The 11205-nt window shown below is 64.8% G+C and carries 10 protein-coding genes and 1 riboswitch; of the genes, 6 read left to right on the forward strand and 4 right to left on the reverse strand.

Translation table 11 applies throughout. The features are described 5' to 3' along the window. Window positions 1-15: 15 nt before the first annotated feature. The 3 genes from FFS37_RS03255 (at window position 16) to FFS37_RS03265 (ending at window position 3299) form a co-directional block, all read left to right on the forward strand. Entirely contained in the window at window positions 16-1215 is a 1200-nt protein-coding gene (locus tag FFS37_RS03255; protein ID WP_137929485.1) for an aspartate aminotransferase family protein, read from the forward strand. A gap of 17 nt (window positions 1216-1232) precedes the next feature. Beyond that, on the forward strand, window positions 1233-2144 hold the full coding sequence (gene argF / locus FFS37_RS03260) for an ornithine carbamoyltransferase (protein ID WP_137929486.1): 912 nt from the start codon (window positions 1233-1235) through the stop codon (window positions 2142-2144). Window positions 2145-2291: 147 nt separating this feature from the next. Continuing rightward, the gene (locus FFS37_RS03265) at window positions 2292-3299 is read left to right on the forward strand and encodes an Hsp33 family molecular chaperone (RefSeq protein ID WP_171026146.1); all 1008 of its coding nucleotides are present in this window, start codon (window positions 2292-2294) and stop codon (window positions 3297-3299) included. A 125-nt stretch (window positions 3300-3424) separates the two neighbouring features. On the opposite strand, the gene FFS37_RS03270 is transcribed toward FFS37_RS03265, so the two are convergent. Further along, the gene (locus FFS37_RS03270; RefSeq protein WP_137929488.1) at window positions 3425-3976 is read right to left on the reverse strand and encodes a TetR/AcrR family transcriptional regulator; all 552 of its coding nucleotides are present in this window, start codon (window positions 3974-3976) and stop codon (window positions 3425-3427) included. Between the two features lie 90 nt (window positions 3977-4066). On the opposite strand from FFS37_RS03270, the gene FFS37_RS03275 reads away from it, so the two are divergent. Beyond that, entirely contained in the window at window positions 4067-5536 is a 1470-nt protein-coding gene (locus FFS37_RS03275) for an MFS transporter (RefSeq protein WP_137929489.1), read from the forward strand. Between the two features lie 69 nt (window positions 5537-5605). On the opposite strand, the gene apaG is transcribed toward FFS37_RS03275, so the two are convergent. Then, a complete protein-coding gene (gene apaG, locus FFS37_RS03280; protein ID WP_137929490.1) occupies window positions 5606-5998 on the reverse strand; it encodes a Co2+/Mg2+ efflux protein ApaG in 393 nt (130 codons plus the stop codon). Between the two features lie 220 nt (window positions 5999-6218). Here apaG and FFS37_RS03285 point away from each other — a divergent pair, with 220 nt between their 5' ends. Continuing rightward, window positions 6219-7370: a ceramide glucosyltransferase gene (locus FFS37_RS03285; RefSeq protein ID WP_137929491.1), complete on the forward strand. Its 1152-nt coding sequence runs from the start codon at window positions 6219-6221 to the stop codon at window positions 7368-7370. 19 nt (window positions 7371-7389) lie between these two features. On the opposite strand, the gene FFS37_RS03290 is transcribed toward FFS37_RS03285, so the two are convergent. Next, the gene (locus FFS37_RS03290) at window positions 7390-8580 is read right to left on the reverse strand and encodes an O-succinylhomoserine sulfhydrylase (RefSeq protein WP_137929492.1); all 1191 of its coding nucleotides are present in this window, start codon (window positions 8578-8580) and stop codon (window positions 7390-7392) included. A gap of 56 nt (window positions 8581-8636) precedes the next feature. Then, a riboswitch (SAM riboswitch) is annotated at window positions 8637-8714 on the reverse strand. A 123-nt stretch (window positions 8715-8837) separates the two neighbouring features. Between FFS37_RS03290 and FFS37_RS03295 the strand changes: the two genes are divergently transcribed. After that, window positions 8838-9950 carry a 2'-deoxycytidine 5'-triphosphate deaminase gene (locus FFS37_RS03295; RefSeq protein ID WP_408631425.1) on the forward strand — a complete coding sequence of 371 codons (1113 nt, stop codon included), beginning with the start codon at window positions 8838-8840 and terminating at the stop codon, window positions 9948-9950. Window positions 9951-10146: 196 nt separating this feature from the next. Here the strand turns inward: FFS37_RS03295 and araD1 are convergent, their stop codons facing one another. Further along, window positions 10147-11139: an AraD1 family protein gene (gene araD1, locus FFS37_RS03300; protein WP_137929493.1), complete on the reverse strand. Its 993-nt coding sequence runs from the start codon at window positions 11137-11139 to the stop codon at window positions 10147-10149. Window positions 11140-11205: the final 66 nt, after the last annotated feature.

The following is an 11205-nucleotide window of genomic DNA, read 5'->3' on the forward strand; positions in this document are numbered from 1 at the left end:
CCGGAGACGCATATAATGAGCGGTTCGGCGCTTTACGAGACCTTTGCTCGGGCACCCCTGGCATTCGACCACGGGGAAGGCACATGGCTGGTTACCGACAAGGGCGAGCGATATCTCGACTTTGCCGGCGGGATCGCGGTCAATTCGCTCGGCCACGGCCATCCGCATCTGGTTGCCGCGCTCACCGAGCAGGCGGCCAAGCTTTGGCATGTTTCCAATCTCTACGAGATCCCGGGCCAGAGCCGGCTCGGCGAGCGGCTGGCCGATGCCACCTTCGCGGACAAGGTGTTCTTCACCAATTCTGGCGCCGAGGCGCTGGAGTGCGCCATCAAGACGGCGCGGCGGTACCACTTCGTCAAGGGGCATCCCGAGCGCTTCCGCGTCATCACCTTCGAGGGCGCCTTCCATGGCCGCACGCTAGCCACCATCGCCGCGGGCGGTCAGTACAAATACCTGGAAGGATTCGGACCCAAGGTCGAGGGGTTCGACCAGGTCGGCTTCGATGATATCGATGCGGCCGAAAAGGCGATCACGCCCGAAACCGCCGCCATCCTGATCGAGCCGGTGCAGGGCGAGGGCGGTATCCGCCCGGTGCCGGTGCAGTCGCTGAAGCGGTTGCGCCAGCTTTGCGACCAGCACGGGCTGCTTCTGATCTATGACGAGGTCCAGTGCGGCATTGGCCGGACCGGCAAGCTTTTCGCGCACGAATGGTCAGGTGTCACCCCTGACATCATGGCGATCGCCAAGGGCATCGGCGGCGGCTTCCCGATGGGCGCCTGCCTTGCCACGGACGAAGCCGCCATTGGCATGACCGCCGGCGTCCATGGCACCACCTTCGGCGGCAATCCGCTGGCCATGGCGGTCGGCAACGCGGTGCTCGACGTCGTGCTGGAAGACGGATTCCTCGAGGACGTCCAGCGCAAGGCGCTGCTCATGAAGCAGGGACTTGCGGCAGTCGCGGACGAATTTCCCGAGGTGATCGAGGATATCAGGGGTACCGGCCTGATGCTCGGCCTCAAATGCGCCATGCCCAACACCAAGGTCAACATGGCGCTGCGTGACCAGCATCTGCTTGCGGTCCCGGCCGGCGACAACGTCATTCGCCTGCTGCCGCCGCTGACGGTAACCGACGCCGAGATCCATGAGGCGCTCGCCCGCATTCGTGCCGGCGCCAAGGGCCTGTCGGAAGCGATCGCCTCCGCGGCCGCGAAGTAATCCCGGAACCATTGCCGATGTCCCTTCGCCATTTCACCGACCTCTCCGCCGTTTCAGAGGGCGACCTGCGCTTCATGCTCACCGATGCGGTGGCGCGCAAGGCGCGTCTCAAGGCGGGCGAGCGATCGAAGCCGCTCGAAGGCAAGGTGCTGGCCATGATCTTCGACAAGCCGTCGACCCGCACGCGTGTCTCCTTCGATGTCGGCATGCGCCAGCTTGGCGGCGAGACCATCATGCTGACCGGCACCGAAATGCAGCTTGGCCGCTCCGAGACCATCGCCGACACCGCCAAGGTGCTGTCGCGCTATGTCGACGCGATCATGATCCGCACCACCTCGCACGACCGGCTGATGGAGCTGACCGAGAACGCCACGATTCCGGTGATCAACGGCCTGACGGACGACACTCATCCCTGTCAGCTGATGGCCGACATCATGACCTTCGAGGAGCATCGCGGCCCGGTTGCCGGCAAGACGATCGCCTGGACGGGCGACGGCAACAACGTGCTACATTCGCTGCTGGAAGCCTCGGCGCGGTTTCGCTTCAACCTCAATGTCGCGGTGCCGGAAGGCAGCGAGCCGGCGCAGAAACACATCGATTGGTCGCAGGCGCATGGCGGTAGGGTGAACCTTACCCGCTCGCCCGAGGAAGCCGTCGACCAGGCCGATTGCGTCGTCACCGATTGCTGGGTGTCGATGGGCCAGGAGCATCGCGCGCGCGGCCACAACGTCTTCTCGCCCTACCAGGTCAACGCCAAGCTGATGGCCAGGGCCAAGCCGGACGCGCTGTTCATGCATTGCCTACCCGCGCATCGCGGCGAGGAAGTGACCGACGAAGTCATCGATGGGCCGCATTCCGTGGTCTTCGACGAAGCCGAGAACCGGTTGCATGCCCAGAAGGCCGTGCTTGCCTGGTGTCTGGGTGTTTGAAGTGGCCCGGAAGTGTCCGGGTGCCTGATGGGCCCGGGCGCTTGATCTCCGCGCGTGTGATGCCTATCTGCGCCGCATCACGGAAATCAAGCGCGTATCGACGTATGCTCCCTCCAGGGCGGCATCGCCGCGCCCTGGAGCTTTGTCATGTTGGAAACGCATCAAGTGACTGAACATCACCCCAAACTCGGCGAGTTCGGCTATGCCGGCGACGACCACGTCGTGCCCTTCGAGGTCGGCCCGCTCGACGTGCGCGGCCGCACGGTCCAGCTCGGACCGATGCTCGACGCCATCCTTTCGCGGCATGACTACCCCGAGCCGGTCGCCCGCCTGCTGGCGGAGGCTTGCGTGCTGACGGTGCTGCTTGGCACCTCGTTGAAGTTCGAGGGCAAGTTCATCCTGCAGACCCGCACCGACGGGCCGGTCGACATGCTGGTGGCCGATTTTTCCACGCCCTCGGCGCTGCGCGCCTATGCGCGTTTCGACGCGGATCGTCTCGAGGCCTTGATCGCGTCGGGTGAAACGTCCCAGCAGACTTTGCTTGGCAAAGGCGTGCTGGCGCTGACCATCGACCAGGGTGCCCACACCCAGCGCTATCAGGGCATCGTGCAGCTCGACGGCGAAACGCTGGAGGACGCGGCGCGCACCTACTTCCGCCAGTCGGAACAGATTCCGACCGACATCAGGCTGTCCGTCGCCAAGTTGCTGACGCCCGCGCCTGGCGGCGCGCGCGAGCAGTGGCGCGCCGGGGGTATCCTGGCGCAGTTTCTGCCGCAGTCCCCGGAGCGCATGCGCGTTCCCGACATTCACGGCGGCGACGGTGATCCGCGCGACGATGTGCATGATCCGGCCGACAATTCCTGGCAGGAATTGCTGGCGCTGCTCGGCACCGTCGAGCCGACCGAGTTGATCGATCCGACGGTCGGCGCGGAGCGGCTGCTCTATCGCCTGTTCCACGAGCATGGCGTGCGCGTCTTCGGCGGCGTTCCCGTCACCGATCAATGCTCATGCTCCAGGGACAAGATCCGCGGCATCCTCGAGGGCTTCTCCGCCCAGGAGATCAGGGACTCGACCGAGGATGGCGGCATCCACGTCGCCTGCGAGTTCTGCTCGACGCAGTACGACTTCGACCCGGCCGAATTCGCTGCGCAATGAAGTCCCTTCCTTCTCCCCGTTTCGCGGGGAGAAGGTGCCCGGGCAGATAGGAGCCGGCGCGAACCGGGTTGTTCATCTTCCCGCCCTCATGCAAACTCAGGCTCCGCGGGGATTTTGGGGCAGGTTCATTCCCCGTCGGTGCGCGTCAGCTTCAGCATATCCGTGAATAGCGCGTGCCAATGGGACTCGCTCAGGCTGATCAGGCCGAGTGCCTTGAGCAGGAAAGCGCCTTCGCCGGCCAGGAAGGCGACGGCGATCTGGCGGTCCGCCGGTCTCGACAGGTCGAGCCTTGCCAGAAAGCCGTTGTACCACTCCCGGCTCTCGGCCACCCGCTCCGGTGCCTCCAGCAGCGCCGTCATCATGACCGCGGAACGCGAGTGTTCTTCCTCGTCTTCATCCTTCGTCACCGACAGATGCGCCCGGATCACCGATTGCGCCGACGGGCTGGGTCCGGCCTGTTTCATGACCTTGGTTTCGTAGGCGTCGGCCCAGCGGGCGATCATCGCGCGGATCAGATTGTCCTTGGTGCCGAAGCAATATTGCACACCGCTCTTGGTGATGCCGGCGGCCTTCGCCACGGCATCGAAGCTCAGCCCCGATGCGCCGAGTTCGGTCACCACCGTCTCGGCGGCGTCGAGGACCTTGTCGCGGTCGATGCTGCGCGGTCTTCCTGACATCCGGCCTCTTCCATTTGAATACGATCGTATTTATATGCGTGCCCGTGGCCGTTCAAGGCCGCGAGTGACCGTATACTGAAGGAAGCCGTCATGTCCCTGTCCAACCGCTGGCTGGTCCTAGCCATCGTGTCGAGTGCGCTGTTTTTGATCGTCATCGATATGACCGTGCTCTACACCGCGCTTCCCACGCTCACGCACGACCTCAGGGCGACGGCGACCGAGAAGCTATGGATCATCAACGCCTATCCGCTGGTGGTCGCGGGTCTGCTGCCGGGCGTCGGCACGCTGGGGGATCGGCTCGGCCACAAGCGCATGTTCATGGCCGGCCTCGTCGTGTTCGGTCTGGCGTCGCTCGGCGCGGCCTTTTCCCAGACCTCGGCCTGGCTCATCGCTTCGCGTGCGCTGCTTGCGGTCGGCGCCGCCATGATGATGCCGGCCACACTGTCGCTGATCCGGCTGACCTTCACCGACGAGAAGGAGCGCGCCTTCGCCATCGGTGTATGGGCGGCCGTGGCGTCCGGCGGCGCCGCGTTCGGACCGGTCGTCGGCGGCGCGCTGCTGGAGCATTTCTGGTGGGGTTCGGTGTTCCTGATCAACGTGCCCGTGGTGCTCGTCGCCCTGCTTGCCGGCATGACGCTGTTGCCCAACAGGCCGGGCAACAGCGATCACCCCTGGGATCTGGTCGGCTCCGTTCAAATCATGGTCGGCCTGGTCGGCCTGACCTACGCCATCAAGGAGTTCGCCAAGCGCGATCCGTCCTGGCTGGCGGCGGCGCTCGCTTTTGCCGTCGGTCTCGCCGCCATGGTCGTCTTCGTGCGCCGCCAGCTCGCCAGCCGCACGCCGCTGATCGATTTCTCGCTTTTTGCCGATCCGCGCTTCTCGGCCGGGGTCGCGACGGCTGTGGTGGCGTCTGCCGCCTTGATCGGTGTCGAGCTGGTGTTCAGCCAGCGCCTGCAGCTCGTACTCGGCCATTCGCCGCTGCAGGCCGGCCTGATCATCCTGCCGATCCCGCTCGCCGCCTTCATCGCCGGCCCGCTCACCGGCCTGGCGCTGCCCCGGGTCGGAGCGGTGCGCGTGCTGTGGTCCTCGTTGCTGCTGGCCGGGGTGACGCTTGTCGCCTACCTGCTGGTCTATCAGGGCGAGACCTGGCTGTGGCTCACCGCGCTGTCGCTGATGGGCTTCGGTTTCGGCGCGGCCATGACGGCTGCCTCCAGCGTCATCATGCTGTCCGCTCCGGAGGAGAGAGCAGGTATGGCGGCGTCCATCGAGGAAGTCTCCTTCGAGCTTGGCGGCGCGCTCGGCATTGCTCTCCTCGGCTCCCTGATGTCGGCGCTCTACACCTATGCCCTGGTGCTGCCGCAAGGGATCGCCGCGCAGGCCGGCGACAGCCTGGATGAGGCGCTGCTGATCGCCGAGCAACTGGCGCCCGCGGATGCCGAGGCCTTGGCCCGCCTCGCCAGCACAGCGTTCGACCACGCCTTTTTTGGCGTGATCGCAGCCTCGGCGGCACTCCTGCTCCTGGTCAGCCTGGTTATCTGGCGGCGGACCGCGACGGTGTGATGTCGGCGGACCGAAGCTGCTTCTTCGGGCCACCTTCTCCCCGTTAACGGGGAAAAGGCAAAGCCGTGCCTAATTCACCGTTCGCCTTGTTCCCGGCAGGTCCAGCGAAAACGCGGGGATGGCGATGTCGAACGTCTCGCCCCGCTTGTTGCGCATTGTATAGCGCCCGACCATGATCCCTGATGGTGTCGAGAGCGGACAGCCTGACGTATACTGATAGCTGTCGCCCGGATTGAGTTCGGGCTGGTCGCCGACAACACCCGGGCCACGCACCTCCTCGACACGGCCGGCGCCGTCGGTGATATGCCAATAGCGCGACAGCAATTGCACGAACTCGTCCGACTGGTTGTCGATCGTTATCTGATAGCCCCAGACATAGCGGTTCTCCGCGGGATCCGAGCGATCCTCCAGGTAGAACGGCCTGACCTGCACTTCGATGTTGCGCGTGACGGCGCGATACATGAACGGCTCCAAAACGATCCGACAACCCTCGGTGCTCCCGGCGGGCAGGTCAACCTGCGCGTCTTGTCGCGGCTGATCCTCAAACGCAGGTGCCGGCAAAGAATGTCATTTAAGTGACACACGACAATGATGGTGTGCGCCAAGCGCGCGACTCGGCGCTCTGTCGAACTGTTGAAAACGGCCTCATGCGGCCCGTGTTTTCCGGAGTGACCAGATTTCGATGGAACTCAGCCTCATAGCCGCCTCGCTTTCGACCGCGCTCATTCTTTCAAACGCCACCAGCATTGCGCTTGCCGCGTCGCAACTCAAACGCCGCGCCTCGATGGCAGCGCCAACCGCCGGATCGTGGCCGGTGTCGATCGTCGTGCCCTCACGTGGCGTCGAACCGTTCACGCAGGAGACGCTCGAGCGGGCCTTCTCTCTCGACTGGCCGCGTTATGAGCTGATCTTCTGTGTCGCCCATGCCGACGATCCCGTCGTCAAGCTGATCCGCGCCGCGATCGGCCGCTTTCCGAAAATCCCGGCCCGGCTGTTGGTCGGCGACGACCGCGTCAGCGCCAACCCCAAGCTCAACAATTGCGTCAAGGGCTGGGAAGCCGCGCGGCACGACTGGGTCGTGCTGGCCGACTCCAACGTGCTGATGCCAAGAGACTACATCCAGCACATGATGGCGGCGTGGCGGCCCGGTACCGGTCTCGTCTGCTCGACACCGATCGGTTCGCGGCCGGATGGCTTCTGGGCCGAGGTCGAATGCGCCTTCCTCAATACGTTGCAGGCCCGCTGGCAATATGCCGGCGAGGCGCTTGGCCTGGGCTTTGCCCAAGGCAAGAGCATGCTGTGGAACAAGCCGATGCTGGACGCCAATGGCGGCATTCGCGCGCTGGCGGCCGAGATCGCCGAGGATGCCGCCGCCACCAAGCTCGTCAACAGCCTCGGACTGCGCGTCAATCTCGTCGCCGCGCCCTTCGAGCAGCCGCTCGGCCGGCGCAGGCTTGGCGAGATCTGGTCACGCCAGGCGCGCTGGGCCCGCCTGCGCCGCGTCACATTCCCGCTGTTCTTCGCGCCGGAAATCCTGACCGGCGCGGTAGTGCCCTTGGCGCTCGCATTGATCGCGGCCGCAAGCGCCGGCTTCAGCCTGTGGGCCACCGCCGTCGCCGTGCTGGCGGCCTTCTACCTTCCGGAATACGCGCTTGCATGGTCCAAGGGCTGGTACCTGTCGTCACGCTCGCTGTCGGCCATGATGGCACGCGACCTCATCCTTCCCGTGATGTGGGCGCGTGGCTGGCTCGGCGGCGCCGTCGACTGGCGCGGCAATGCCATGACCATCGGCACCAAGGCCGCCGAACTGGAGGAGACGCCTTCGAGCGCCTGACCGGTGCGGTCCGGTGCTCCTATTTCACAGCCTTCAAGGCCTGCGCGATGTCTTCAAGAAGGTCGTCGGTGTCCTCCAGACCGACCGACAGCCTGAGCGTACCGGGCCCGATGCCGAGTTCGGCGCGGGCCTCGTCGCTCAGGTTCTTGTGGGTCGTCGTCGCAGGGTGGGTGATCAGGCTCTTGGCATCGCCGAGATTGTTCGAGATCAGCACGATGTCGAGCGCGTTCTGCAAGGCGAAGGCTGCCTGCTTGCCGCCCTTGACGTCGAGGCAGATCAACGTCGAGCCGCCTGACATCTGCTTCTTGACGATGGCAGCCTGCGGATGGTCTGCGCGCCCGGGATAGATGACGCGGGCGATCTGCGGCTGTTCGGCCAGGAAATCGGCGATCTTGGCAGCACTTTCCGTCTGCTGGCGCACGCGCACAGGAAGTGTCTCCAGGCCCTTCAGGAGCGTCCAGGCATTGAACGGCGACAGGCTGGGCCCGGTGTGGCGGAAATAGTCGTGCAAATTCTCGTCGATCCACTTCTTGTCCGACAGGATGACGCCGCCCAGGCAACGCCCCTGGCCGTCAATATGCTTGGTCGCCGAATAGACCACGATATGGGCGCCGAGCTGCAAGGGTTTCTGCTGCAGCGGCGTGGCGAAGACATTGTCGACCACCAGTCGCGCGCCGATCGAATTGGCGAGCGAGGCAACCGCCGCGATGTCGACCACTTCCAGGGTCGGGTTGGTGGGGCTTTCCAGGAAGAACAGCTTGGTGTTGGGCCTGACCGCCTTTTCCCAGTTGGCGATATCGGTGCCGTCGACCAGCGTCGCCTCGATGCCGTAGCGCGGCGCCAGCGTCTCGACCACCCAGCGGCAGGAGCCGAACAGCGCCCGCGCCGCCACGATGTGATCGCCGGCCTTGACGCTGCACAGCAGCGCCGCGGAAACCGCTGCCATGCCCGATGCCGTGGCGCGCGCGTCTTCGGCGCCTTCCAGCGCGCACATGCGCTTTTCGAACATGTCGACGGTTGGATTGGCGTAGCGCGAATAGATGAAGCCCGGCTCCTCGCCCTTGAAGCGGGCTTCTGCCGCCTGGGCGGTCTCGTAGACATAGCCCTGGGTGAGGTACATCGCCTCGGAGGTTTCGCCGAATTGGGAACGCAGCGTTCCGCCATGCACGAGTGCGGTTTGAGGCTTCCAGTTGCGCGTCTTGCTCGTCATCGTCCTATCCAAACACAAAAAAACCGGCCGCGAAAAGTCGCAACCGGTCCATACGGCCTTGCGGCCCGACGGTCCTTTAGCGACTTGTTTAACGTGGCTGCAAGCCGACCGGCCAAATCACCACGGGATAACGACCCTTTAGACCCGCGCCGCGCTTGCGTCAATTGCCGGCTTCATTAAGAGGTTTGTACCAAGGCAGGTGCCGCAAAAGTGCCGAGCGGTTTTGTGGTGAGAACCTGCGGCAAGAGAGACCCGTCTTGGAGCGGAGCAAGACTTTGCGGCAGACAGGCATTCTTCCCGATCAGGACATTTCGGCGCTGTTCCAGTCCGGCGCCCTGAAGTCGCCGCGCGCGCTCGATGCCGATCAGATCCAGCCGGCCAGCCTCGATCTCAGGCTCGGCGACAAGGCGTGGCGCGTGCGGGCCTCCTTCCTGCCCGGTCCCAACCACACGGTCTCAGAGAAGCTCGACCGGCTGAAGCTGCACGAGATCAGCCTGGCCGATGGGGCTGTGCTCGAAACCGGCTGCGTCTACATCGTGCCGTTGCTGGAGAGCCTTGCCCTGCCGGGGCACATCTCCGCCTCGGCCAATCCCAAGAGCTCGACCGGACGGCTCGACATCTTCACCCGCGTGATGACCGACCGGGGCCACGAGTTCGACAAGATCGCTTCGGGCTACAATGGTCCGCTCTATCTGGAAGTGAGCCCGCGCACCTTCCCGATCGTCGTGCGCACCGGTTCGCGGCTGTCGCAGATCCGTTTTCGCACCGGCAATGCGCTGCTTTCGGAAGCCGAACTGCATGAACTGCACGGCTCGGAGATGCTGGTGGCCACCGATCCACCCAACATTTCCGGCGGCGGCATCGCGCTGTCGATCGACCTCAAGGGCGACAAGGACGGCCTGGTCGGCTATCGGGGCAAACACCACACCGGCCTTGTCGACGTCGACAAGCGCGCCGCGCAGGACGTGCTGGATTTCTGGGAGCCGATCCACAAGAGCGGCGCCGGTGAACTGGTGCTCGATCCCGACGAATTCTACATCCTCGTCAGCCAGGAGGCGGTGCATGTGCCGCCGCTATACGCGGCCGAGATGACGCCCTTCGATCCGCTGGTCGGCGAATTCCGTGTCCACTATGCCGGCTTCTTCGATCCGGGCTTCGGCCATTCGGCGGCCGGCGGCACCGGCAGCCGTGCGGTGCTGGAGGTGCGCAGCCACGAAGTGCCGTTCATCCTCGACCACGGCCAGATCGTCGGCCGGCTGGTCTACGAACATATGCTGAAACGCCCGCAGGCACTCTACGGCACCGATCTCGGCTCCAACTACCAGGCGCAGGGCCTGAAACTGTCCAAGCATTTTAGGGCCGTGCGGTGACGCTGCCAATCTCCCCCCCTTGTGGGGGAGATGCCCGGCAGGGCAGAGGGGGGCGCGAAGGATCGCGGCCTCTGCCATTTTCAAACAAACCAAAAAAATCCGAACGCCCAGCTTTGTCAGCTTGATGCGCTGGCGGGACAGCGCCCCCCCCTCTGACCTGCCGGCCATCTCCCTCACAAGGGGGGAGATCAATCTCTCAAAGCGCCTTCACGACCACCTTCACTGGCTGCTCGATCTCCAACGGGTTGCGCAGCGGCAGACCGAAATCGCCGGCTTCGATCTCGAAGACATCGCCGGCCTCGGTCCTGACGCCGTCGGCGAAGGACAGTGTCGCGGTGCCGAACATGTGGACATGCACATCGCCCGGCTGGCGGAAGGCCGAATATTTGAAATGGTGGTGCTCGAGATTGGCGATGGTGTGCGACATGTTCGCCTCGCCCGACAGGAACGGCTTCTCCCACAGCGTGTTGCCGTCGCGCACGATGCGCGAGCTGCCGCGGATGTCCGCCGGCAGGTCGCCGAGCAGGATCTCGGGTCCGAACGAAGCGTTGCGCAGCTTGGAATGAGCAAGGAAGAGATAGTTCACGCGTTCGGTGACGTGATCGGAGAACTCGTTCGACAGCGTGAAGCCGACGCGGAACGGCGCGCCGTCATCGCCGATGACATAGATGCCGGCGATCTCGGGCTCTTCGCCGGCGTCCTTGGCGAAGGCGGGTGACAGCAGTGCCGCGCCCGGCGCCACCGCCATCGTGCCATTGCCCTTGTAGAACCATTCCGGCTGCACGCCGACCTGGCCCTTGGCGGGTTTGCCGCCCTCGAGCCCCATGCGGAACATCTTCATGGAATCGGTAAGCTGCTCCTCGCCGTCCGTGGTGAGCTTCTTGTGCATGGAATCGCGCGTCGCCGCGGAACCCAGATGGGTCAGTCCGGTGCCGGTGAGATGCAGATGCGCGGGGTCCGGATGGTTGATTGGCGACAACAGCCGGCCCTTCTTGTAGGCGGCATCAAGATCGACCGTCTCGCCAAGACCCTTGCGCTCGATCAGTGTTGCGAGGCCGACGCCGGTGCGCGCCGCCTCCATCGCCAGCGAATAGACGCTGCGCGCCCCATTGATGATCCGGGTCTTGCCGCCGTTACGGGCCACGACGCGAATGGTCTCGGCGTCGTCGAGAATCTGCGAGATCAGCATGATCAGTCCTCTCTCATATGTCTTGGCCCGGCTGCCGCTCGGCAAACCTTGACCTGCGCGGCTCGG

Origin of the sequence: Mesorhizobium comanense (assembly GCF_005503535.1) — a bacterium.
In the GTDB taxonomy this organism is placed as follows: domain Bacteria; phylum Pseudomonadota; class Alphaproteobacteria; order Rhizobiales; family Rhizobiaceae; genus Mesorhizobium; species Mesorhizobium comanense.

What these genes read in the sequence shown, in the direction of transcription:
- argF (WP_137929486.1), top strand. Translation starts at nt 1,233, where the DNA reads ATGTCCCTTCGCCATTTCACCGACCTCTCCGCCGTTTCAGAGGGCGAC.
- araD1 (WP_137929493.1), bottom strand. Translation starts at nt 11,139, where the DNA reads ATGCTGATCTCGCAGATTCTCGACGACGCCGAGACCATTCGCGTCGTG.
- FFS37_RS03255 (WP_137929485.1), top strand. Translation starts at nt 16, where the DNA reads ATGAGCGGTTCGGCGCTTTACGAGACCTTTGCTCGGGCACCCCTGGCA.
- FFS37_RS03265 (WP_171026146.1), top strand. Translation starts at nt 2,292, where the DNA reads ATGTTGGAAACGCATCAAGTGACTGAACATCACCCCAAACTCGGCGAG.
- FFS37_RS03270 (WP_137929488.1), bottom strand. Translation starts at nt 3,976, where the DNA reads ATGTCAGGAAGACCGCGCAGCATCGACCGCGACAAGGTCCTCGACGCC.
- apaG (WP_137929490.1), bottom strand. Translation starts at nt 5,998, where the DNA reads ATGTATCGCGCCGTCACGCGCAACATCGAAGTGCAGGTCAGGCCGTTC.
- FFS37_RS03285 (WP_137929491.1), top strand. Translation starts at nt 6,219, where the DNA reads ATGGAACTCAGCCTCATAGCCGCCTCGCTTTCGACCGCGCTCATTCTT.
- FFS37_RS03275 (WP_137929489.1), top strand. Translation starts at nt 4,067, where the DNA reads ATGTCCCTGTCCAACCGCTGGCTGGTCCTAGCCATCGTGTCGAGTGCG.
- FFS37_RS03290 (WP_137929492.1), bottom strand. Translation starts at nt 8,580, where the DNA reads ATGACGAGCAAGACGCGCAACTGGAAGCCTCAAACCGCACTCGTGCAT.